The organism is Bacillus sp. hwrm1 (assembly GCF_040207805.1).
Lineage (GTDB): Bacteria > Bacillota > Bacilli > Bacillales > Bacillaceae > Bacillus > Bacillus velezensis.
Window position 1 is genome coordinate 2,067,247 of record NZ_CP157943.1, and the last position, 23,025, is coordinate 2,090,271.

The following is a 23,025-nucleotide window of genomic DNA, read 5'->3' on the forward strand; positions in this document are numbered from 1 at the left end:
TTAACGAGGGTTTATCTATATTTTTTACAGGTCGACCCATTTAATGCCGCCTGATTGCGTATCATTGTCAATCCAGACATCAAAGTGATGCTTTTCATAAAAATGAACGAGTCTGTCGACATGATCCCAATCACGCTTAGCGATGTCGCCCGTCACTTTCGGGATATTCTGCTCTCTGGCGATATGTTTTAAAAATTTCATGCATATCGAGCCGTAGCCATGGTTCGGCGGGCCTTTAATGTCCCCGATATGAATGGCATTGTCATAATAAGAGGCGATCAGTGAAAAACAGCCTCTTCCCCGGTAGGCTGATTCACAATCAGTCAGCATAATCTTACATGTTTGGCCATCATCAATCGAGGAAACAATGATCCAATCGTCATTGTTCGATTGATCAATACCAAGCACTCGCGCGTCTTTTGATACATCTATCAGATTTTCCCGCATTCTGAAAATCTGAAATTCAAGTTTATGAAGCTCTTTTTCCAGCTCTTTCTGATCTCTTTCTTCTGCAGTAAACAAAATCATACTCCTTTCACAGCGTAAAAGTCTTAGTTAAACACAAGTATCCATTGTAGTAAATGATGTCTTGGTTTGTAAATGGGTTTTGCAAAAACTTTTTTAGAAAAGTCTGCCGTTTATATGTGGATTGACGTTTTTAAGGCGGTGCGGATAGGGAAAGGAACAGTGAGCAGCGGAAAAAGGAGGAATCTATAATGGCAATTGACTCACTCATCGGCAAATTGAAGTACGTAATGACGGAATCTCCTGATAAAATGCTTTCCTTATATGTAAATACGGATATGAGAAATCCGGATCAGCAGGGGGGAGAGTGGAAAATCGCCTTGAAAACCGGTTTTCGGAGGTTAAAAGAGTATCTGTCTGCCAGTGATCCGGAAGAAGAAAAATCTCTCGTCCGCATCATGGAACGTGTCTATCAATATATCGAGGGGCTTGGTAAAGAGATGCCGCGAAGTCTCGTATTTTTTGCATCGGGAGAAGGCGGTATTTGGGAGACGATTGAATTGCAGGTGCCTGTCGAAACACGATTTTATTGGGAAGAGACGGCTGTCCTTGATCAATTAGAACTTCTTCGTGAACAATTTCCGAGCACGGCTTTTATTCTCACCCAGCAGAATGAAGTGAAGATCATAGAAACCGTACTCGGAAAAATTGAAGGAGTGGAGCATTATCATTACGACGTCATCAATGAATCGTGGAAACCGCAGGGTGTAAGCGGAAGCTCCTCCGCGTCGATGGACGAAGACGCTGCCAAAGCCCACGTCGAAGAAAACCAAAACAGGCTGTATAAACGATTGGCTTCAAACCTTGATCAGAAGGCCGCTTCACACCAATGGGAGCGTCTCGTAATCGCAGGGGACAAAGAAACAGCCGATATTCTCGATCAGCATATGAATAAACCGATAGATCGGATCATTCCAAAAAATCTGTTGAATGAAAACGAACATAAGGTGATAGAAGAACTGTTGAAGGAAGCATGATATGACGAAAGGCCGGGTCGCAAACACCCGGTCTTTTTAGGGCTTAAGTTTGTCTAATTTCTGACGAAGCGGGCGAAACCGTTGACATCAAAGCTGAATTCTCATACCATTTGGATAGTCAGTAAAATTGAGAGAGGTCATAAGATGAATCAGACAGAAAACAAACCTAAAAGTTATACCGGTATCGTGCTGACATTGACCGTTCTGATCAACGGGTTAATTGCGGTGCTGTTTTTTATGCCGAAATCGGGACAGGTCAGCATTGCCAATATTCATATTCTGCCGATGTTAAATGCCATTTTTAACAGCTTTACTTTTATCTTTTTGCTGGCAGCGCTCTTTATGATTAAGCAAAAAAATATTCAAGCGCACAAACGCTTTATTTTAGCGGCGTTTACGACGACTTTGCTGTTTTTGATCTGCTATGTCGTGTACCACTCGATAGCTGAGAATACTTTATTCGGCGGCCACGGCATCATGCGCGGGATTTACTTCTTTATTTTAATTACGCATATTTGCCTTTCCTTCATTATCGTGCCGCTTGCGCTGTTTACGCTGATCAGAGGATTCAGTATGCAGGTGGAGCGCCACAAAAAAATCGCGAGATGGACGATGCCGCTCTGGCTGTATGTCAGTCTGACGGGTGTCATTGTATACTTAATGATCTCACCGTATTATTAAAAAAAGCCGTGCTCTGCGCGGCTTTTTTCTATTGATTGAAAAAGGCGCCTCATCAGGGCGCCTTTTACTCTTCAAGCGTTTCAAGTGTTGTTACATTTAAGGATTGTTCAACGGTTTTTGTTTTTGCTTTTACTTTTTCTGCGTACGTGTAATCACCATAGCAGTAGGGATAACGGAAATTGTCTTTGTTCCCTCCGCAAGTGTAAAGTTTCGGATTCTTTTTGACCTGCTGCTCGGAGTATTGTTTTGCCAGTTCCTCAGTATGCGATCCTCCATGTTCAGCCACAAAATCAATATAGCCGGCTCCCATGTTGTAGCTTTGTATAATCGTATCCAAGTCTACGCCTTTTTTCTTGCCTGTTTGGTACATGAGAGTGAATTGTTTGATTCCCTGTTTGATACTGGTTTGAGGGTTTTTAATCTCATTTCGCTTTAAACCCAGAGATTCTGAAGACTGCATGGGATCATTTCCTCTTCCTTTTGACTCCTGATATATCATGCCGAGTACAAGCGATGTATATTTGGTGAGTCCTTTTTCATCCAGTTCGTCTTCAACAAGCGGTTTGTAATCTGTCAGCCGTTCAAGGACGATCGGCTTGACATCAAACGGAAGACTTTTGAGCCATTCATTATTTGAAAATAGCAGAATGAGGAAGAAGGAAACCATGACAAAAACACATATCATCATAAGACCCGCGGCAGCGAAACAGCCTTTTTTCTTTTTCTCCACTGTGTTTCACCCTCAATTTCAGGAGCATTATGACTTTTTCATTATGACACAGATGAATGCGCGAAACCAAGCGGAAACCCGTATTTGAAACATAAATTTAAAATAACGGTTCTTTTGTCAGGCGCAGGATGTATCTGCATCAATTGACATTTGGTATAATTGGGCTACTTGAGAAAAGAAGGGTGAGGTATATGACTGAATTTCACGAATCCGGAAACAAAAATGACCCCGCTGTCGATTTAGATGAGGAAACTTTATTTTTGGTTGCCCAGACTTTTAAGGCGTTGTCTGATCCGACCAGAATCAGAATTCTCCATTTGCTGTCACAGGGTGAGCACGCGGTAAATGATATCGCAGAAAAGCTGAATTTGCTGCAGTCTACCGTTTCTCATCAGCTGCGTTTTCTTAAAAATCTGCGCCTCGTCAAATCACGCAGAGAAGGAACATCCATCTATTATTCTCCTGAGGATGAACATGTGTTAGATGTGCTTCAGCAAATGATTCACCATACGCGGCACGATTAAAAAACATCCCTGCTTTTTAGACAGGGATGTCAGCCGTACTGACTGTTATTGGTTTGGTCTCTGCTCGTTTTTAAAACATAAAAAGAGAAGCCGCTGTAATAAACTGCGATGAAATAAAAGATACTGATGGTCAGCGGATCGGCGCCGACCGTTTGGCTGTATGCCTCCGGATGGGTAAAGTCCGCTGTGATCCGGTAAATTTCAATAACGCGATAAACAAATCTCGATATGAATAACGTTAATAGAATAAGTTCAATCCACAGGTGAGTGCGAAAATACATTTTTCCGCGGCGTTCTTCAAATGAAATGTTCCGTTTAGCAAACAGGACCAGAAGCCAGCCGCAAAAAGTGCCGAATATAAGATGGCCGTATAAAGCCGGGTGTGTGATGCTGAAAAACGCCAGAGCTGCGGCCAGCAATGAAAACAAAATCATTCTTGTATAAAGCCAGCGGGGTTTCAAAGGCTGGAAGCCGACGGACCGTTTCACCTTTTTATACAAAAAAAAGGCAATCATTAAGACAGGGCAGATGCTTTGAAGTGTGATATGCATGGTGTGGAACTCCCCCTCCGTTGAGTAGTGTATGCTTATCCGGCTGGTTTTAGTAGTCTGATTTATTTGCAGGCTGAAAGCATCTTTTATCACATTATGCACGTTTCTTTTTTTTGCATAAGAGAAGCGCCCGCGCCTTTTTCAGGATTTAAACATAAAACTCTTGAAAAACTAACGATATTAGTTATAATAAAACTAATGATATTAGTTTTAGGGGGGATGTTGATGAGAATCTTACAATACGGAAGTGTTTGGCAGCTGACTTTTTTTCCAGCGCTTTTCCCGGTGAATTGTTATTTGGTTGAAGAAGAAGAAGGAGTATCCCTGATTGACGCCGGACTGCCTAACAGTCATAAAGGAATCAAACAAGTATTGCGGCAGCTTGGGAAGCCGCTTAACGACATATTACTCACCCACGCGCACGGGGATCACATCGGTTCGCTTGACTCATTAGCTGCGGAATTTCCGGATGCTTCCGTCTGTATTTCTGAGCGGGATTCTTTCTTGCTGAAAGGTGACACTTCATTATTTGAGCATGAAGCACAAACGCCGATAAAGGGGGGAGTGCCGAAAAATGTTCAGACCGAACCTGATCGCCTGCTGAAAGGCGGCGAGCGGATCGGATCTTTACTTGTCATTCCCGCTCCCGGTCATACGCCGGGAAGCCTCGCTTTTAAAGATATGAGAAATGATATGCTGATCGTCGGAGATGCCTTTCAAGTACGGGGCGGCCTTGCTGTTTCTGGGAAGCTGAAATGGAAATTTCCGTTTCCGGCTTTTGCTACGTGGAATAAAAAAGAAGCTGTAAAAACAGCAAGAACACTTATCGCTCATCAACCAAGCAGTCTGGCCGCCGGACATGGAAATGTTCTCTGCAATCCCGTTGAAATGATGGCTGAGGCTGTTGAGGAAGCCGAACGAAGCCTGCCGGGAGGCCGATCATAATGTCACCGAGAGTCGGAATGAGCCTTGACATGATATTGAGAGCTGCAGCAGGCATCGCTGACGAAAAAGGGCTGAACGAAGTGACGCTTGCGGCTGTTGCAAAGTCCTTAAACGTAAAACCGCCTTCCCTTTACAATTTTGTCAATGGCCTTCAAGGAATTAAAACAGAGCTGGCTGTCTCCGGTTTAACTATGTTATATGAAAAAATGGCGGCCTCTGCAGAAGGACTGACGGGCGAAACGGCTTTGCTTGCTCTCGCCGATGCCTATATCAATTTCGCCGAAGCCAATCCCGGATTATATGACGCAACATTTCAAAAGATAAAAGATGGCCGGATTGAGAATCTGTCAAGCCTGCTTGTAGAGCTTGTTGTCAGGCAGCTGACAGCTAACGGATATGCACAGTCTGACACTGCGATTCATGCTGCGAGAGGACTGAGGAGCCTTCTTCACGGATTTGCCGTGTTGAGAAAACAGAGTGCATTTGAATTAACCGAATCAATTAAGGAAAGCCGGAAGTTTGCAGTTGTTGCTTTTCTAAGAGGTTTGCAGGAGAGGGAACAATAATATTATTATGTAAACTAAATAAAAAGACGTATCATGTAAAAGGAGGGACAAATGGATTCATTACAACATATCATTTGTGAGCGGCGCACCTATTCACATATTTTTGATTCTCATGCACACACATACTGTCAAATGCTCTTTCCGCTCGAAGGACAGCTGGACCTGGAGACAGAAAGACGTAAAATCAGATTAAAACCTGATCAAATGTTGTATATTCCGCCCGGGCATGAACATCGGTTCCGTTCTTTGGAGCGAAATGAATGTCTCGTTCTCGACATACCGGCATATTTTTTCAAAGGTTCATTTGCCCCCGGCGTTCTGAATAAGCTTGATCCTTTTTGGACATCGATTCGGTTTCTGCTGACAGAAGAGACAAAGCAGCAATCGGCTCATTCATTGAGTCTGCTTGCAGAATATATTGCTGAAAAGATACAAGAAAACCGTACAAATGATTCAATTGCGTATATCCGCCGAAATCTCTCAAAGACTTTTACAATTAAAGAGCTTGCCGCAATGGAACATTACCACCCGGCGTATTATTCCGACTGGTTTAAAAAGCAGACGGGAAAAAGCCCGCAAGCTTATATTGCTGAGCTCCGTATGAAGAAAGCGGAACAAATGCTTATTGAAACAAAATGCCGGCTGACAGACATCAGTCAGGAGGTCGGCTTTCAAAATTTGTCTTCCTTTACCAGATGGTTTGTCAGACATAAGGGAATAACGCCGCGTGTCTTCCGAAACACCTTTCAATCTGATAAATAATCCTGAAAATCGGTTAAATAAACTGCTTCTTTTTTTGGTAACATGATTGTAAAAAAGGAGTTTTTGATATGGCAGTCATTGAAGATTTTATCAAGCTTGATCTCAGAATAGGAACGGTCGTAAAAGCGGAAGTATTTCCGGAAGCAAAGGTGCCGGCCATTAAGATGACAATAGATTTCGGCGAAGAGATCGGCATGAAACAATCAAGCGCCCAGATTACAAAACGGTACGAACCGGGTGATCTGACGGGCAGACAGGTGACAGCTATTGTCAACTTTCCGCCGCGGCGGATCGCCGGATTTAAGTCAGAAGTTCTCGTTCTCGGCGGCATCCCGGAAAAAGGAGACGTTGTCCTGCTTACGCCAGAGCAGACAGTACCGAACGGAACGAAAATCGGATAATAAAAAAAGACGTTTGCAGAAGCAAACGTCTTTTGCGTATTGAGGCGATACACCACACGCCACATTCGTGTGTGCCGCAAGGGCATGTGCATCGGCTTACACAATTCAGCTCATCGCTATATCAATATAGCATGACGGGTGTAGAAATGCAAGAGATTTTTTAATATATGTTATATCTGGCTTTGTTTTGCCGATCCCAGATTCCTTCGTGTAAGGTTTTCTTTGAAATTTTATGATCTTGAATAAAGCAGTTCGACAAATGCAAGAGATTCATCTAATCTTATATCCTATGGTAAAATTTAGACGGAAAGAAGCAGAAAGGAGCCGTAAATGAAGGTATTTGAAGCAGCCTCGTTCATTTCAGCCGCAGAAAAGCGGGCAAAACAATACGATCAGATTAGAGAACAATTTATCACTCTCAGGAAAGCATTTCAGGGAATGGCTGATTTAGATGACAGTGAGTTTTCAGGCAAAGGCGCCGACAACATTAAAGCATTCTTTCAAGATCACGCTGGTGTCACAGACAGCTGGCTTGATCTGATCGATATGAAAATTGCGTTTCTTAACAGTATTTCAGGAAAAGTAGCTGATGCGGGACTGGCCGATTCGTTTGTGGAAGAGTCATTTTTAGAACACGAGCTGATTCATGCGAAGAATAAATCACAAGCCATCATGCAGGAGCAGCGCAATGAAATGAAAGGTATCCTTGATGAAATCAGTGATATCATTCATCTTGATGTTTTCTCGACAGAAGATGTCGATCAAAAGCTGGATTCAGCAGATAAAAAAAGGAACGATACCATACATAAACTCGGAAAGCTTGATCACGATCTAACGAAAGAATACGCAGAAACCGAGGCAAATGAACATTTCATTCAGGCCGACTTTCAGCAGCTCCAAAACGCAACAGGCCAAGGAAAAAACGCCACTCCGCTTTATTACAACGCCAAGGCATACCGAGAAAGCGACATACATAAGAAAAAAGACGAGATTGCAAGACACTCAGACACATATTTAACGTTTAAAAAGGAAGAAGCGAAAGAGCGGGAAATCAAGGATCTGAAGAAAAAACTCGCCGACGGTGTGACCGATCCGGATGAATATTTGGAAATTGTGAAGAAGATCGGCTATGAAAACCTTGAACCTTCCCAGCAGCAATATGTCATTCAGCTTGAACAAGCAAAACAGCTGGAAGAAGCCGGAGAAGTGACTTGGGATATATTAAAAGGAGCTGGCGTTGGTTTATATGATGTCGGGAAAGACACGGTAACCGGTCTATGGGACTTCATAACCGATCCGGGAGAAACCTTGTCAGCACTGGGGAATGCAGTACTTCATCCTGTTAAACATATGATGCTGTTTCAGCAGCAATCGAGGAATCGTATCAAAAGGATATGGTAAATGGAGATGCGTATTCCAGATCAAGATGGGTGACATATGCGGTCGGTTCAGCAGCTGTGGCTGTCGTCGGAACGAAAGGCGCAGGAGCCGTTAACAAAGCTGATGCGGCGGGGAAAGTCATAAACAAGGCAGGGCAGGCAGGGAAGAAAATTAAAGACGTTAAACTTCCAGAACTCCTTCCTTATAACTCTAAATATGATCTTGCTCTGTCGGGTGACGTACCATACAATGTGGTTGACAGCCAAAACCTTAAAAATGAACTTTTGACCAATGCAAAGAAAATCCCGGATGGAACGAGAAAGCCGTCTACTGGTCAAGAAATAAACCTTCCTTGGTTAAATAAAGAAAAGTATGGTGCCTTTGAGGTTAAGGGCAAGGTAAAAGCAAAGGGAAAAGTTAAAGACATAAGCCGCAGAGTGTATACTATAAAAGATATTGATATGAACCAAAAAACAGAATTTGGCGTAACAAATCTTCAGCTTACGAAAAACGGTAATGCTCCTTATGCAAAAGATGGCACACAGATTAATTTACATCACTTGATTCAAGAAGAACCTGGGCCAATGCTTGAAATTCCAAACAGTTTACATACAAAATATAGTGATGTTATTCATAAGCTTAAGACTGATGGTGAAAGTTTTAGAAATGATAAGGTTTTAAAAGCACAATATGGAAGCTTTCGAAAGAGATATTGGAAGTGGAGAGCGAAACAATTTGAGAATGAGAATTGAGGTGTTTAAATTAAATGATTTATTCAAAGGTTGAAAACTTTATTAATGAAAACAAGCAAAATGCTATATTCACAGAGGGTGCAAGCCATGAAAACATAACTCGCATTGAAGAAATCCTCCAATGCGAACTTCCTATTAGCTATAAATGGTTCTTAGAAAAATACGGTGCTGGTGGTTTATTTGGGGTTTTGGTTTTAGGCTATAACTTCGATCATGCGTCAGTTGCAGATAAAACTAAAGAATATAAACAACATTATGGACTTGCTGATGGTCTTGTTGTCATAGAAGATGTTGATTTCTTTGCTTACTGTCTAGATACGAATAAAATGAAAGACGGAGAATGCCCTGTAGTGGAATGGGATAGGATAATTGGCTATCAAGATATCGCTGCAGAAAGCTTTATCGAATTTTTTTATAATAAGATTCAGGAAGCGAAAGATGACTGGGAAGAAGATGAAGACTGGGACGATTAATAAAAGAAAGCTCTCTTTTAGAGAGCTTTTTTCAGATTTTCAATTTTTAACAGGCTTTATAATGAGCAAACAGGCATTACTCAAAATACTCGCCGCGCCTATCCAAAGCAGCCATTGTGTTGCGGTCAGCCATGAGGCAGTTAGGATAAAGAGTCCAATGGCAATTGATATATAATTGCCGGCTCGGTCCAGTTTACGGTTGCAATGAATTTTGTATTTAGTATGAGAAATAAATTGATCAATTTTATCTTTCAGCTCATAGCATTTTTCCTTCATTTTATCCTCTGTTTCTTTTACTTTTCGATAAAGCATATTATTCATCGTCTGCACTCCCATATCGCCGTTTTGAAAATTCAGTCATGATTTTTTCTTCATAGTCATCTGAGATGAATTGTGCCTGATCTTCAACTTTCAAATGTGCTTTTTCTTCAAAACCATCCTGTTCTTCACCATCAAAACGATAAAGTTTTTGCAATAGCCTCCAGAATGTTTCAATTTCATCAGTTGTGAAGTCATGAAACATATCCGCTAAAAAATAGGTGGATTTTTCTGAACAGGAAATTAACGCTTTTTTTCCTTCAGCGGTAATCTCAATATTGATTGCACGTTTATCCAGTTTGCTTGGCACAGTGTGAACATATCCTTTTTTCGCGAGGCTTGAAATTAATTTGTTAGCGGTTTGTTTTGTTGTGCCCAGCTTTTTAGCGATATTCATAAGTGTGGTATCTTCCGTCGGTAAATGGGCAATAGCAATAAGAGTCATGTGCTGTCGGGAAGTCAACATTTCTAAGTATTCGTCCCCCCGAGCCTGCACTTTATTGACAACCGAAAATAATGATGCGTAACTTTGTTGCATGACATGCAGTTCCTTCATTAATAAATTAATATCCATAAGGTATCTCCTATTATAATTGTCACCATGTTGACAATTATAATATACAACGAAATGGGAAACAAGTCAATATGGTGACTAATAGTAGCGGGTGCGGCTGTTTTCAAAAATGTCACAGGCAGTCGGAGTGTTTACAAAAGGGGAAATAAGTATAATAAATGCGAAAAGGGCATTAATCCAAAGTGAGAAGGTGTTTGACATGCAGAAAGTGAACTGGTCAGAACAGTATGAATGGTTCAATAAACAAGATGAAAAAGATGGGCGTTTAATGGCGCTCCTTCGTCATGAACTTACATATGAGGAAGTCATACGGTTATATAAGAAAGGGTTTTATTTGAAATCTAAAGAAGGGGATGTTTCATTACGTAAGAACGATATCCTTCGTATGTTTGGGGTTGAAGAGAGGCAGGGCGGCGAATCTTAATAAACGGGAAGAGAAAAACTCTTCCCGCTTTTCATGGCAGCTGTTATTCTTTTTCCAGCATGGAAGTCAGCCATTCTCTTAATGCAGTTTTCTGTACATACAGCTTTCCGTTTCTCGTGATATGCGGAATGTCGGAGGTGTCGGGCACGATTTGTTTCGCTTCTTCCTTGGTAACTCCGAAATAATACCAATATAGAAGTGTAAATCTTTTTCTTTAATGAGAATGTGGTCAGTGTGTTCATGAGGATCAGGTGATTTAAAGTTTTTCAATCCGTCTCCGATGAAATATCCGGCTAAAGCGATTCCGATGCCGGTATGATATCCATACAGCAAACCTCCAATAAACGTTATCATTTTTTATACGGTGAAGCCGGCCGAAAGGATTCAGCCTTCAGCAAGGCCGCCGGGCGTTTACGCGGGCGGTTTTGATTGCTGAGCTTTTCCACCTGCACCTTTCCGGAGAAGAAAACAGCGCCTCCGCCCATATCCGCCAGCCGATCGGGCGTGAGCGAATTGACGAGCTGTTTTTTATCATCCATATCGGCCCAAAGACCTTGGCTGACTGCAACGCCGGGAAGCACCTGTTCGCCGACCGAAACTGTCAATTCACACTCTCCGCGGTGATTCCAAACTCTAACGGTTTCCCCGTCTTCTATGTTCCGGCGTACAGCATCTTCTGTATGAATAAAAAGCTTTGGCGCTTTTTCCAGTTTTACGTGTTTTTCATTATTCGAAAATGTCGAATTTAAAAAATTATGATTCGGTCCCGGGACAAATAAAAGCGGAAAATCGCCATCGCTCTCAAGAGGGATGTGCGTCGGCAGCGCCGGATAACCGTCTTGTTTCATCTTTTCAGAATATAATTCAATTTTTCCGCTCGGTGTCTTGAGCTGTCCCGGAAAAAGCGGTTTTTTCCGTTTGGCTTTCATGAAGGAATGGCGTGAGAGCGATTCGTAATCAATATCCTCGATATACGGATTGTCGGGAAAGTCCAGCGCCTGTCTGATCAATTCTTCATCGGAATCCTGAAGCTCCTGCTCGGTAAATCCCATTGCTCCGGCAAGCAAACGGAACACTTCCGTATTCGATTTGCTGTCCCCGTAGGGTTCGATCACCGGTTTTTGCAGCTGAATAAAATGATGCCAGTAAGACGTGTAAAAATCCGTGTTTTCAAAAGCGGATGCAGCAGGGAGCACGATATCCGCATATTTGGCGGTTTCCGTTAAAAACAGATCGTGAACGACTGTAAATAAATCCTCCCGCAGCAGGCCTTTTCTGACTTTATTCGCTTCCGGCGCAACCACTGCGGGATTCGTACCGTAAATAAACAGGGAGCGCACGGGCGGTTTTGTTTCTAAAAGAACGCTTCCGAGCCTGTTCATATTAAATGATCGTGGCTTCCTGCCGTAAAGCAGATCAGGCCGCTGGAGCGCTTGTCTGTTATAGTTTAATACCGCGCTGTTATGCTTGATTGCGCCTCCTCCGGTGTTGAGCCACTGTCCTGTAACAGCCGGAAGGCAGGCAACGGTGCGGACGATCATTCCGCCATTGTCATGGTGCTGAATGCCGTTTCCGATCCTGATAAGGGAAGGGGAGGTTTCCCCGTACATTCTCGCAAGGCGTCTGATATCGTCGGCTTTAACGCCTGTAATAGCAGTAACCGTTTCCGGATCATAGTGTTTGACATGCGCTTTTAATTCGTCACTGCCTTCGGTGTATTCTGTGAGAAATGCTTCATCGTGAAGGTTTTCGTCGAATAAGACATGCATGATACCGAGGGCGAGTGCGGCATCTGTGCCGGGGCGAATGGGAATAAACCAATCGGCAAGCCGGCCGGTTTGGTTCTTATGTACATCGATAACGACAATTTTAGCCCCTTTTTTCCGGGCTTTTTGAGCAATCATGACTTGGTGCATATTCGTGCTGACGGCATTGATCCCCCAAAAAATAAAGAGCTTTGCATGTATGGTCTCCTCCGGATCAGTACCCGCTCCTTCTCCCATTGTATAGTTATAGCCTTCAGAACCGGCTTTGCTGCAGATCGTCCGTTCGAGATGACTCGCTCCGAGACGATGGAAAAAACGGCGGTCCATTCCCTCTGCCGCCAGTTTTCCCATATTGCCGTAAAAGCTGTACGGAAGAATGCTTTCCGCTCCTTCTTCGGCAATAAGCTCTTTCCAGCGCGTACTGATCGTATTGATCGCTTCCTCCCAGGAAATAGGCGTAAACGCGGCTTCACCTTTTTTACCGATCCGTTTTAACGGAACGGTTACGCGCTTTTCATCATAAATACGCTCAGCCATGTGTCTGACTTTGTTGCAAATATTCCCTGATGTGACCGGGTGATCGGGGTCTCCCTGAATGTTAACGATTTTTCCGTCTTTTTTTGTCACAAGCAAGCCGCATTGATCGGGACAGTCTAGTGAGCATACCGACTTAAAGACCCCGTTCGGCTGTTTTGCAGCAGAATTCATAGCCCATTTCTCCTCTTTGTTTATATTGTAAGCATTATAACATTTCAAAATCGAACGTCAATTCAGAAAAAAAGTGTTGACATCACGGAAAGACTTTTCTATGATGAGTTTATTCTTTTAAACAGCCTGACAATTTCATCATTTTATTTTCTATCCAGAGAGGTGGAGGGACTGGCCCTACGAAACCTCGGCAACATTTATTGTGCCAATTCCAGCAAGCGTATGCTTGAAAGATAGGAAAGAATGATCTATACATATTTGTGCGCTTCAAGCGCATAAAGACGGTATATGAATCTCTTTCCTTCTTTGGGGAAAGAGATTTTTTTATGAAAAAATTTATGTGAAAAGGATGTTTTGCACCATGACGGTTTTAATTACCGCACCATATCACGACGAGGGGTTGAAGGAGCTGACTGAGCTGTTCGGCCGGACTGTGCACCGGCCGTGGAAGAAGCACGGCCGGGCCTATCGGGAAGATGAATTAATCCGAATGATTCAAGAGACAAACGCGTCGGGGCTTATTACTGAACTTGATGAGGTGTCTGAGCGTGTTATTGACATATTGCCCGATTCCGTTTTTATCGGTGTCTGCAGAGGAATGCCGTCTAACGTGGATATTGCGGCGGCGACTAAAAGAAAAATCCCCGTTTTCTTTACACCGGCCCGCAATGCCCAGGCTGTTGCTGAAATGTTTATCGGAAATGTGATTTCATTTTTGCGTCATACGTATTCTTCCCATCAGTGGCTGAAGGACGGGAAGTGGAACGGTGATTATTTGCAGGCTTACGTCAAATTCAGAGGAAATGAGCTGACGGGGAAAACAGTCGGCCTTATCGGTTTCGGAGCTGTCGGACAGAGAATCGCCCGGCTATTGGCCGCTTTTGACTGCAAGGTGCTTTACTATGATCCATTTGTCCGTCATGAAAACCGGGAGTATGAAAAAACGACGATTGAACGGGTATTTTCTGAAAGTGATATTGTTTCCGTTCACTTGCCGCGCACAGAAGAAACCATCGGCCTTATCGGCGCCCGGCACTTTCAATTGATGAAACAGGAAGCTGTTTTTGTCAATACGTCAAGAGCGGCGGTTACAGACAGGGAAGAGCTGCTGCGGGTGCTGAAAGAACGGCGGATTAAGGGAGCGATCCTTGACGTGTTTTATCACGAACCGCCAGAATCTTCTGATTATGAATTGATCTCTTTGCCTAATGTATTAGCGACTCCCCATTTAGCGGGCGCAACATTTGAAGTGGAAGATCATCATGTGAAGATTTTAAATGAAGCGCTTTTCAAATGGAAACAAGATCAAACCTGCTCAATACGTGAACTTTATAACAAAAGAGAACTTGAAACGGAAGGAGGAGGCTGTAATGGCTGAACAAAAAGGCTACCTTGTATTTGACATCGGGACGGGGAATGCGCGAGTCGCGGTCGTGACTGCCGGCGGCGAAGTGACCGCGCTTGAAAGGGAAGACATTGAATATGTGACGGATCCGCTTTATCCGGACGGACGATATTTCTCACCGGAAGGGATATGGAAGCAAATCAGCGCTATGGCAAGGAAGGTTATTGGCAAAAGCCCACATATTACATTAATCGGAATCACCTCTACAAGCCAGAGGCAGGGAATTGTTCTGATCAATAAAGATAAAAAGGCATTTCTCGGTCTGCCCAACATTGATAACAGAGGCCGTGAATGGGAAGACGGGATTGAGGCAAAAGAAGAAGTGCATCAGCAAACCGGACGTCTTCCGAGCGCTTTATTTTCCGCCATGAAACTTGTCGGATTAAAAGCTAGACAGCCGTCTTTATGGAAAGAAGTGAAGTACATCACAAGCATCAGTGACTGGGTGACATTTGAGCTGAGCGGTATTTTAAGCTATGAACCGTCACAGGCTGCTGAAACACTGCTGTTTGACGTAAGGAAAAAGGCGTGGTCAGAGAAATTATGCAACATCTTCGGTGTGCCTTCTGCCATTCTTCCTTCACTCGTCCGATCTGGGACGGTTGTCGGAATGTTAACGTTTAAGAAAGCGGCGGTTCTCGGTCTATCTGAAAGAGTGCCTGTGATTGCAGGCGGGGGAGACACACAGCTTGCCATCAAAAGTGCAGATGCAAAGCCGGGAGATATCGTCATCGTATCCGGCACGACGACGCCGATTACAAAGATAACAGCGGAGACCGGAACCGAAAGTTTAACGAATGCATGGCTGAATTGCCATACAGAAGAAGGTCAATGGCTTCTTGAAACGAATCCGGGTGTAACAGGACTCAATTATCAAAAATTAAAATCCATTTTTTATCCGAATGAATCCTACGGCGTTATGGAACGGGAAATCGCAAGTCTGCCGAAACATGATCATGCTTGTATTTCTGCGTTAGGCTCCTATTTATCGCCTGAGAAAAACGCACTGGCAAAAGGCGGATTTATTTTTGACGCTCCGCTGTCCCAAAACTTAAGCAGAGCCCATTTTGTCAAAGCCGCACTGCTGGAAATCGCTTTTTCAATCAAATGGAACTATGAGGCGTTAATAGAGGTGGCTTCCTTTTCACAAGATGATGTGAAGGTGTGCGGCGGCGGTTTCCAAAGTGATGCTTTGACGCAGTTTCTTGCTAACCTTCTCCAAAAGAAAATCTATAAGAGAGAGGGGTTCAGCCAGGCATCCGCAATGGGAGCGGCGATGATTTGCAACGAAGCTCTCGGTGTGAAAGCAGAGCTTTCGAGCCGCACAAAGGTAATTGAGCCGGAAGCGGATCAGACGGATCTCTTCCTATATGAAGAATGGAAACATACGCAAAAATTATTTACTCATTTTCAGCCGGCGGTGAAAGCCTGACTTGGGGATGAGATGACAACATGAAAGATTGCTGAGGAGGAACAAAAATGCTTAATAAAATAGGAATTCCAAAACAGCTCGCATGGGGATTTTTGGGAGTCGTGCTGTTTATGATGGGGGACGGCCTTGAACAAGGATGGCTCAGCCCGTTTTTAGTTGAAAACGGCTTGACGGTACAGCAATCAGCATCCCTGTTTACAGTTTACGGTATTTCTCTCGCTGTGGCGTCTTGGTTTTCAGGGGTCTGCCTCGAAGCCTTCGGCGCAAAGCGGACGATGTTTATGGGGCTGTTGTTTTACGTTATCGGAACAGCCGCATTTATCGCATACGGATTTGAAAATCTTAATTTGCCGGTGATGTATGTCACGTATTTTATTAAAGGGCTGGGTTATCCGCTGTTTGCCTATTCTTTTTTGACATGGGTGATTTACCGGTCGCCGAAAAACAGGCTCAGTACGGCGGTCGGCTGGTTCTGGATTGCATATTGCTGCGGGATGTTTGTATTCGGTGCTTGGTATTCAAGCTGGGCCATCAAATCCTTCGGCTATTTGAATACACTGTGGAGTTCAATTTTTTGGGTCTGCCTCGGCGCGTTTTTTGCTTTGATTTTAAATAGGGACCGCTTTGAAAAGAAAAAGGCAGATAAGCTGGAAAAGGCGCAGGAATTAATGAAGGGAATCACCATCCTTGCTGAAAATCCGCGCGTGCTCTCTGGGGGGATCATTCGGATCATTAACAGCATCGGTACATACGGATTTCCGGTATTTCTTCCGATGCATATGGCGCAGCACGGCATTTCTACAAATGTATGGCTTCAAATTTGGGGAACGATCTTTCTCGGAAATATCGTCTTTAACTTAATCTTCGGCGCAGTCGGCGATGCCTTCGGCTGGAAAAAGACTGTCATGTGGTTCGGGGGAGTGGGCTGCGGCATTTTTACTCTTTTATTATATTATGCTCCTGTTGTATCACATGGGAACTTGCTTTTCGTCAGCATTGTCGGTTTTATATGGGGAGGGCTCCTCGCCGGGTTCGTTCCGATCGGGGCTATCGTGCCGACGGCGGCCGGCAGCGATAAAGGTGCTGCCATGTCTGTGTTAAATCTGGCTGCGGGCCTGTCGGCATTTGTCGGCCCCGCGCTTGCCTGGGCGTTCATCGGACTTGTCGGCGCACAAGGCGTTGTATGGATTTTCGCAGCGCTCTATTTCGTAAGTGCAATCTTGACAAATCAAATCAAAATACCTGAAGAGAAAACGGCAAAACACAATAAAGCATTGCCTGAATACGCTTCTTAACAGCAGCGCCCCGAAAATTCGGGGCGTTTTTTTACAGCTGCTGAAGAAACCCGGCAAAGCGCTGAATTTGTTCACGTAACGATTGTTTGTTTTCGTGAAATTGTTTGAAACGATGTCCGTTTGCTCCGGACGGATGCGGGAAGCCTTCCAGAATGACCGCATGACCCATTCTGCCGTTCTTCTTCAGCATGCGGCAGGCTGATTCTGCTGCTTTGCCGAGAGGGATAAGCAGAATGTCCTTTTTCATCATTTCTATTTCATCCGGAAAACATGTCAGCGCGTAACGGCTGAGAAGAGCTGACCTGCTGATTGCCGGCCGATGTCCCGTATAGTTTTTCTGTTTATAAAAAACAGGGTGTTTGATAACGGACGTTGTATGAAGCAGCTCCCGTTTTGAATCAAATAACCGGGATGAATCCTCAACGTGAAGCGCGGCCGGCAGACCGCATTCATTAAGCATTTCGATGATGTTCTGCCTCATTGAACCGGAAAGTCCGGCCGCTTTTTTTGTTTCATAGGCTATCGTTTCAAAAGTTTCGCCATCTTTTAAAAGCTGTGCCGCTTTTTTGTAAGCCAGCTGCATTTGAAAAAAACCGGGTGTGATTCCGGAAATGGCAACGACTGCATAAGGGTTAATATATTCATTATGAGGCGAATAATACAAATCCAGATCTCCGTCCTTAGCTAAATGGAAAGCCGGAGTCAGCAAATCCGATTTTGTAAACCCTCCCGAAGAAGATAGTGCTTTAAGCTGCTGCAAAAAATGCGCAAGCCGCTCACGATCGCAAATCATGTTATGCCTCCTTGGATCCGCGCCAGTTTCTCTTAGTGTCATCAAAAACGTCGGATGACATGCAGGCTCATAAACCGCTTTTACCGGCGTTCCAGAGCATTTTCAGCACGTGAGGCGTTCCTTTAACTTCGGCTGCCGTCGTTTGCACGGCTGTTTTTTTAGTAAGAAAGTCTTCCTGCAGTTCTTTCTGCTTTTGTGATAACAAACGGGTTTCTGTTTTGATTTCATCAACGGACGTCTGCATGGACGCTGTCACGGCGTTAATCTTCTTTATATCAGGCGCTGTGTTTCTTTTAAAATGGACGGCGGATACGGCTGCATAAATTAATGCGGCAGCCGCAACGGCAGCACTGATATACAAAATGATGATCATCTGCTTTTCACTCCTTTTTTTCAGTTGATACCCTTTACGGATCGTGTTGAATCATTTTATTTGCTAATTGTTTTTTTTCTGCTTATAATGTGAAATCGTACATAAGGACATTCAGAAAGGGTGAAAGACGTGGAAAGTTTACAAAACAAAACGGCTCTTATCACGGGTGCGGGCAGAGGAATCGGCCGCGCCGCCGCTATCGCTTTAGCCAAAGAAGGAGTCAATATCGGTTTAATCGGCCGCACAGAAGCAAATGTCGAAAAGGTTGCGGAAGAAGTGAAAGCCCTTGGTGTAAAGGCATCATTCGCTGCTGCCGATGTAAAAAACCAAAAAGAGGTAGAGCAAGCCGTCTCCTCTATTAAAGAAGAACTCGGTGAGATTGACATCTTGATTAACAATGCCGGAATCAGCAAATTCGGCGGATTTTTGGATCTTACGCCTGAAGAGTGGGAAGACATCATTCAAGTGAATGTAATGGGTGTATACCACGTGACACGCGCCGTTCTACCTGAAATGATTGAGAGAAAATCAGGAGATATCATTAATATTTCTTCTACGGCGGGCCAAAGAGGCGCCGCGGCGACAAGTGCGTACAGCGCTTCTAAATTTGCCGTTCTCGGTCTGACTGAATCTCTCATGCAGGAAGTCAGAAAACACAATATCCGTGTCAGCGCAATGACTCCGAGCACGGTTGCCAGCGACATGTCTATTGAATTAAATCTGACAGACGGCAATCCGGAAAAAGTCATGCAGCCTGAGGATCTTGCAGAATATATGGTTGCTCAATTGAAATTACATCCGCGCATTTTCATCAAAACTGCCGGTTTGTGGTCAACTAATCCTTAAACAAAAGGGGACCTGTCTTCGTGACGGGTCTTTTTTTGTTTCCGCAACCCGAATAAATGGGCATAAAGATCCGTTTTTGCAGAAAAAAGAGTGAAAAAGAAACCGATATCAGCTATAATTAAACTAAATAAACTATGTACCAAATGTTCACTAAAATTATTTTTCCCCGCCTCCAAAAAACAAATCAATACAAACCAAACTGTCCGAACAATAAAAGGGAAAACGGGATATAAAGAGAATATTTAGTACATGGAATAATTTGTTAGAAGGAAGGGTGTGCACATATTGAAAGAAGAAAAAAGAAGTTCAACCGGTTTTTTAGTGAAACAAAGAGCTTTTTTAAAGCTTTACATGATTACAATGACAGAGCAGGAACGGCTTTACGGACTGAAGCTTCTCGAGGTGCTGCGTTCGGAATTTAAACCCATCGGTTTTAAGCCGAATCATACCGAGGTGTACCGTTCACTTCACGAACTATTGGATGACGGGATTTTAAAGCAAGTAAAAGTGAAAAAAGAGGGAGCCAAACTCCAGGAAGTCGTTCTCTATCAATTTAAAGACTATGAAGCTGCGAAGCTTTACAAAAAACAGCTGAAGACAGAGCTTGACCGCTGCAAAAAGCTGATAGAAAAAGCCATTTCAGATAATTTTTAAATCCGGCCGGAACGCCCCCGGCCTCCCGGGCTCAAAAGGTTTGTTCTGTGATTCATTATACATAATAGCAGGCTCGGAACAATACATATCAATAATACCTTCAAACTTGACATCAACTCCTGAAGTGGTAACATAAAAAACGTGTGAAAAATACGAACAAAATACGAACAAGGGAGATGTTACCGATCTTAGATCAAAAGAAAGTTGCTTTTATCGGAGCAGGATCAATGGCTGAAGGAATGATATCAGGCATGGTCCGCGCAAAAAAAATTCCCAACCAAAACATCTGCGTGACAAACCGCCGCAATACAGAGCGACTCGCTGAATTGGAACATCAATACGGTATTCAGGGCATTGCTTTTGACAGCATGAAAACCGAAGATATTGATGTCTTTATTTTAGCCATGAAGCCGAAGGATGCTGAAATCGCTCTGGCTGCGGTGAAACGGCGTATTCAACCTCATCAAATCATCCTGTCTGTTCTGGCAGGCATAACAACCTCATTTATACAACAGTCATTACATGATAATCAGCCGGTTGTAAGAGTGATGCCGAACACATCCAGCATGATCGGCGAATCGGCAACAGCTGCGGCTTTCGGAGACCATGTCTCTTACGGTTCAGCAAAAACCGCGGTATCCCTTTTGGAATGCCTCGGGGAAGTGTACGTGATCAAGGAAGATCAGATGGACATTTTCACCGGCATCGCAGGCAGCGGACCGGCGTACTTTTATTATTTAATGGAGTTTATTGAAAAAGCAGGTGAAGAAGCCGGCTTAGACAAACGGCTGTCCCGCAAAATCGGCGCGCAAACGTTATTGGGCGCCGCTAAAATGCTGATGGAAACGGGTGAAAAACCGGATGTGCTTCGGGAAAACATCACCTCTCCAAACGGCACGACGGAAGCCGGCCTCGATGCGCTCAGGTCAGAAGGCGGCGGAGAAGCCATTGCCAAAGCCATCAAACACGCGACCGAACGTTCTATTGAGATCAGCAAAACAATTGAAAAAACGGCAGCACTATAATCGTTAAAAAACAGGAGTGATACAGTGACGTCTCGGACGAAGATCAAAAGAGTCGCGGTGAAAATCGGCAGCAGCTCACTGACGAGCCTGCACGGGGAAATCAGCAGAAGAAAGCTGGAAGCATTGGTGGATCAAATCGCACAGCTGAAAGACAGCGGCTATGAAGTGATTTTAGTATCTTCCGGCGCAGTGGCGGCAGGTTATCGGAAGCTCGGATTTATTCAGAAACCGGAAAGCCTCCCTGAAAAACAGGCTTCTGCTTCCATCGGGCAGGGATTATTAATGGAGGCTTATTCAAAGCTGTTTTTAGCGCACGGTTATGTCGCATCACAAATTTTAATTACAAGAAGCGACTTTTCCGATGAATGCCGCTACCATAATGTCCGCAATACGATGAACGTCCTTTTGGAACGGGGCATTATTCCGATTATTAATGAAAATGACACGGTCACAGTCAACCGGCTGAAATTCGGAGATAACGATACACTCGCAGCGAAGGTGGCAGGTTTAATTGATGCCGACATGCTTGTGATTTTATCAGACATTGACGGTTTATATGATGATAATCCGCGCAGCAACCCGAAAGCGAAAAGAATCAGTCATGTAAGTGACATCACTCCGGAAATAGAAGCAAGCGCGGGAGATGCCGGGAGTGAAATGGGAACCGGCGGAATGCGTTCGAAACTGGATGCTTTTAAAATTGTGATGGCCTCCGGTATTAAAGGCTTTCTCGGGCAGGCTAACATTCCGGACATTCTGCTTCAAGCGGTAGATGAGGCGGCTGAAGGAACTTATTTTGAAGCGGAAGGAACCCTGCCGTTAAACCACAAAGAACAATGGCTTGCATTTAATTCCGGCCCCGAAGGCGAAATTGTGATGGAAAAAGAAAGCAGCCGCGATGTCGCGAACGGAAATATGGAGCTGTCACCGCAGGACATCGAGCAGATTAAGGGCAGATTCAGCAGCGGAGCGGTTGTCAGGCTGCTTGATCAGCAGGGAGAAGAGCTCGGACTCGGCATCGTCAACTATTCCTCAGCCCAGCTGAAGACATTTAAAGAAACGCCGCCCAAACAGACCGATCAATCAGTCATTGATCCGGAAGCGTTTGTCTGCCACGTTGAACTATCCATTCCGATCGGCTGAGAAAGATCTAAAAAAATATGAAAAAGCCCGAGGCATCGTTTTGAAGCTCGGGTTTGTTTTTTATTGATATTGTTCAAGTTTGGAGAAAAATTGAATGACAAAATGATAGAAATCATTTGCAGACGGAGCCAGTTCCCTTCCTTTTGGTTTAATAATGCCTACGGTGCGCTTCACTTGAGGAAATTCAATCGGAATTTTGACCGTGAACCGAGGGGTGGTTTCTCCAAAGGTGCTTTCAGGTAATAAAGTAACTCCCATCCCCGCGGAGACTAATCCTTTAATGGCATCTAAATCCTCGCCTTCCGTCGATACAAGCGGCGCAAAGCCGGCCTGTCTGCAAGCGTCAATCGCCATGTTACGGAGAATAAACCCTTCAGGAAATAAAACAAATTGGTCGCCGCGCAGATCAATTAAATGAATATTTTTCTGTTTGGCAAGCGGATGATGCAGCGGAACAAGCGCGTAAATCTTTTCCGTGAATAAGATATTGCCTGTTATGTCGGGGAATTCCGTCGGAACGGGGCCGAGCAGCGCAGCATCTATATCCCTGTTTCTTACGGCTTCAATTAAAAACTTATAAGACCCCTGGCGGAGCAAAAACTCAACGTTCGGGTATTCCTCTTTAAACGCCGAAATCACCGTCGGCAAAAGCTGGCTTGCAAGGCTCGTCGGAAATCCTATTTTGACGGTTCCGCGATTCGGATCAAGATATTCATCAATTTGTTCTTTCGCGTAATCAATTGCTTTCATCGCCGTTTTAATATGTTCTAAAAATTGTTTGCCGATCGGCGTTAATTTAATATTTCTGCCTTCCCGTTCAAATAAAGTGACTTGCAGCTCTTCTTCAAGATTTGCAATCTGCCTGCTGATGGCGGATTGTGCGACATGCAGATGATCAGCCGCTTCTGACACATGTTCCCGTTCTGCTACCTCCATAAAATACCGAAGCTGGCGTAATTCCATTGCGTTCACACCTATCTATCTCATTTTGAGATGTATTTG

Annotated in this window: 24 protein-coding genes, 3 pseudogenes and 1 riboswitch; of the genes and pseudogenes, 17 read left to right on the forward strand and 10 right to left on the reverse strand. The window is 44.0% G+C overall.

All coding sequences use genetic code 11. The features are described from left to right. Positions 1 to 24: 24 nt before the first annotated feature. Complete coding sequence (locus ABK447_RS10970) at positions 25 to 528, reverse strand: N-acetyltransferase (RefSeq protein ID WP_014418107.1); 504 nt, start codon at positions 526 to 528, stop codon at positions 25 to 27. Positions 529 to 716: 188 nt separating this feature from the next. On the opposite strand from ABK447_RS10970, the gene ABK447_RS10975 reads away from it, so the two are divergent. Beyond that, entirely contained in the window at positions 717 to 1,502 is a 786-nt protein-coding gene (locus ABK447_RS10975) for a VLRF1 family aeRF1-type release factor (RefSeq protein ID WP_094031771.1), read from the forward strand. Between the two features lie 144 nt (positions 1,503 to 1,646). Beyond that, complete coding sequence (locus tag ABK447_RS10980) at positions 1,647 to 2,183, forward strand: DUF420 domain-containing protein (RefSeq protein ID WP_007611945.1); 537 nt, start codon at positions 1,647 to 1,649, stop codon at positions 2,181 to 2,183. A gap of 64 nt (positions 2,184 to 2,247) precedes the next feature. Here the strand turns inward: ABK447_RS10980 and ABK447_RS10985 are convergent, their stop codons facing one another. Then, positions 2,248 to 2,913 (reverse strand): lysozyme family protein, encoded by a 666-nt coding sequence (locus ABK447_RS10985; RefSeq protein ID WP_003153802.1) that lies wholly within the window; start codon positions 2,911 to 2,913, stop codon positions 2,248 to 2,250. A 191-nt stretch (positions 2,914 to 3,104) separates the two neighbouring features. Here ABK447_RS10985 and czrA point away from each other — a divergent pair, with 191 nt between their 5' ends. After that, on the forward strand, positions 3,105 to 3,437 hold the full coding sequence (gene czrA / locus ABK447_RS10990; protein ID WP_012117736.1) for a Zn(II)-responsive metalloregulatory transcriptional repressor CzrA: 333 nt from the start codon (positions 3,105 to 3,107) through the stop codon (positions 3,435 to 3,437). A 29-nt stretch (positions 3,438 to 3,466) separates the two neighbouring features. Here czrA and ABK447_RS10995 read toward each other — a convergent pair whose 3' ends face one another. Beyond that, on the reverse strand, positions 3,467 to 3,988 hold the full coding sequence (locus tag ABK447_RS10995) for a kinase (RefSeq protein ID WP_100001522.1): 522 nt from the start codon (positions 3,986 to 3,988) through the stop codon (positions 3,467 to 3,469). 225 nt (positions 3,989 to 4,213) lie between these two features. On the opposite strand from ABK447_RS10995, the gene ABK447_RS11000 reads away from it, so the two are divergent. The 6 genes and pseudogenes from ABK447_RS11000 (at position 4,214) to ABK447_RS11025 (ending at position 9,267) form a co-directional block, all read left to right on the forward strand. Continuing rightward, complete coding sequence (locus tag ABK447_RS11000; RefSeq protein ID WP_100001520.1) at positions 4,214 to 4,933, forward strand: MBL fold metallo-hydrolase; 720 nt, start codon at positions 4,214 to 4,216, stop codon at positions 4,931 to 4,933. Continuing rightward, positions 4,933 to 5,499, forward strand: coding sequence for a TetR/AcrR family transcriptional regulator (locus ABK447_RS11005; protein ID WP_012117734.1), 567 nt, complete (start codon positions 4,933 to 4,935; stop codon positions 5,497 to 5,499). The genes ABK447_RS11000 and ABK447_RS11005 overlap by 1 nt, the downstream gene beginning before the upstream one ends. A 51-nt stretch (positions 5,500 to 5,550) precedes the next feature. Continuing rightward, complete coding sequence (locus ABK447_RS11010) at positions 5,551 to 6,261, forward strand: helix-turn-helix domain-containing protein (RefSeq protein WP_007407997.1); 711 nt, start codon at positions 5,551 to 5,553, stop codon at positions 6,259 to 6,261. Positions 6,262 to 6,329: 68 nt separating this feature from the next. Beyond that, positions 6,330 to 6,662, forward strand: coding sequence for a chaperone CsaA (gene csaA / locus ABK447_RS11015; protein ID WP_007611940.1), 333 nt, complete (start codon positions 6,330 to 6,332; stop codon positions 6,660 to 6,662). Between the two features lie 330 nt (positions 6,663 to 6,992). Beyond that, positions 6,993 to 8,794 (forward strand): annotated as a pseudogene (locus ABK447_RS11020) (T7SS effector LXG polymorphic toxin). Positions 8,795 to 8,808: 14 nt separating this feature from the next. Further along, complete coding sequence (locus tag ABK447_RS11025; protein ID WP_014418100.1) at positions 8,809 to 9,267, forward strand: SMI1/KNR4 family protein; 459 nt, start codon at positions 8,809 to 8,811, stop codon at positions 9,265 to 9,267. A gap of 39 nt (positions 9,268 to 9,306) precedes the next feature. On the opposite strand, the gene ABK447_RS11030 is transcribed toward ABK447_RS11025, so the two are convergent. Both ABK447_RS11030 and ABK447_RS11035 read right to left on the reverse strand, forming a co-directional pair. Next, positions 9,307 to 9,588, reverse strand: a complete 282-nt coding sequence (locus ABK447_RS11030; protein ID WP_061581688.1) for a hypothetical protein — start codon at positions 9,586 to 9,588, stop codon at positions 9,307 to 9,309. Next, on the reverse strand, positions 9,581 to 10,159 hold the full coding sequence (locus ABK447_RS11035) for a MarR family winged helix-turn-helix transcriptional regulator (protein ID WP_052827535.1): 579 nt from the start codon (positions 10,157 to 10,159) through the stop codon (positions 9,581 to 9,583). The genes ABK447_RS11030 and ABK447_RS11035 overlap by 8 nt, the downstream gene beginning before the upstream one ends. A gap of 199 nt (positions 10,160 to 10,358) precedes the next feature. Between ABK447_RS11035 and ABK447_RS11040 the strand changes: the two genes are divergently transcribed. Then, positions 10,359 to 10,583, forward strand: a complete 225-nt coding sequence (locus tag ABK447_RS11040; RefSeq protein ID WP_094031769.1) for a hypothetical protein — start codon at positions 10,359 to 10,361, stop codon at positions 10,581 to 10,583. 43 nt (positions 10,584 to 10,626) lie between these two features. On the opposite strand, the pseudogene ABK447_RS11045 reads toward ABK447_RS11040, so the two are convergent. Next, a pseudogene (locus ABK447_RS11045) lies at positions 10,627 to 10,937 on the reverse strand (hypothetical protein). A gap of 80 nt (positions 10,938 to 11,017) precedes the next feature. Continuing rightward, positions 11,018 to 13,057, reverse strand: a pseudogene (locus ABK447_RS11050) (molybdopterin oxidoreductase family protein); the annotation flags it as partial. A 147-nt stretch (positions 13,058 to 13,204) separates the two neighbouring features. After that, positions 13,205 to 13,297, forward strand: a riboswitch (SAM riboswitch). A 121-nt stretch (positions 13,298 to 13,418) separates the two neighbouring features. Here ABK447_RS11050 and ABK447_RS11055 point away from each other — a divergent pair. Genes ABK447_RS11055 through ABK447_RS11065 form a run of 3 tightly spaced genes read left to right on the forward strand, consistent with a single transcriptional unit; the run spans position 13,419 to position 17,189 of the window. Further along, a complete protein-coding gene (locus ABK447_RS11055; RefSeq protein ID WP_349908917.1) occupies positions 13,419 to 14,435 on the forward strand; it encodes a 2-hydroxyacid dehydrogenase in 1,017 nt (338 codons plus the stop codon). Next, the gene (locus ABK447_RS11060) at positions 14,428 to 15,894 is read left to right on the forward strand and encodes an FGGY-family carbohydrate kinase (RefSeq protein ID WP_039063210.1); all 1,467 of its coding nucleotides are present in this window, start codon (positions 14,428 to 14,430) and stop codon (positions 15,892 to 15,894) included. The genes ABK447_RS11055 and ABK447_RS11060 overlap by 8 nt, the downstream gene beginning before the upstream one ends. Positions 15,895 to 15,941: 47 nt before the next feature. Continuing rightward, the gene (locus ABK447_RS11065) at positions 15,942 to 17,189 is read left to right on the forward strand and encodes an RbtT/DalT/CsbX family MFS transporter (RefSeq protein ID WP_020955920.1); all 1,248 of its coding nucleotides are present in this window, start codon (positions 15,942 to 15,944) and stop codon (positions 17,187 to 17,189) included. Positions 17,190 to 17,220: 31 nt separating this feature from the next. On the opposite strand, the gene ABK447_RS11070 is transcribed toward ABK447_RS11065, so the two are convergent. After that, on the reverse strand, positions 17,221 to 17,982 hold the full coding sequence (locus tag ABK447_RS11070; RefSeq protein ID WP_007407342.1) for a hypothetical protein: 762 nt from the start codon (positions 17,980 to 17,982) through the stop codon (positions 17,221 to 17,223). A gap of 67 nt (positions 17,983 to 18,049) precedes the next feature. Then, on the reverse strand, positions 18,050 to 18,355 hold the full coding sequence (locus tag ABK447_RS11075) for a DUF948 domain-containing protein (RefSeq protein ID WP_032866226.1): 306 nt from the start codon (positions 18,353 to 18,355) through the stop codon (positions 18,050 to 18,052). 129 nt (positions 18,356 to 18,484) lie between these two features. On the opposite strand from ABK447_RS11075, the gene ABK447_RS11080 reads away from it, so the two are divergent. The 4 genes from ABK447_RS11080 to proB all read left to right on the forward strand — a co-directional run bounded on the left by ABK447_RS11080 (position 18,485) and on the right by proB (position 22,023). Next, positions 18,485 to 19,201, forward strand: a complete 717-nt coding sequence (locus ABK447_RS11080) for a 3-ketoacyl-ACP reductase (RefSeq protein WP_007407344.1) — start codon at positions 18,485 to 18,487, stop codon at positions 19,199 to 19,201. A gap of 285 nt (positions 19,202 to 19,486) precedes the next feature. Beyond that, complete coding sequence (rtp, locus tag ABK447_RS11085) at positions 19,487 to 19,855, forward strand: replication termination protein (RefSeq protein WP_003153833.1); 369 nt, start codon at positions 19,487 to 19,489, stop codon at positions 19,853 to 19,855. Between the two features lie 176 nt (positions 19,856 to 20,031). Beyond that, positions 20,032 to 20,880, forward strand: coding sequence for a pyrroline-5-carboxylate reductase (gene proC, locus ABK447_RS11090; protein WP_076983476.1), 849 nt, complete (start codon positions 20,032 to 20,034; stop codon positions 20,878 to 20,880). Between the two features lie 24 nt (positions 20,881 to 20,904). After that, a complete protein-coding gene (gene proB, locus ABK447_RS11095) occupies positions 20,905 to 22,023 on the forward strand; it encodes a glutamate 5-kinase (protein WP_007407346.1) in 1,119 nt (372 codons plus the stop codon). Positions 22,024 to 22,083: 60 nt separating this feature from the next. On the opposite strand, the gene ABK447_RS11100 is transcribed toward proB, so the two are convergent. Then, positions 22,084 to 22,986 (reverse strand): LysR family transcriptional regulator, encoded by a 903-nt coding sequence (locus ABK447_RS11100; RefSeq protein ID WP_007407347.1) that lies wholly within the window; start codon positions 22,984 to 22,986, stop codon positions 22,084 to 22,086. Positions 22,987 to 23,025: the final 39 nt, after the last annotated feature.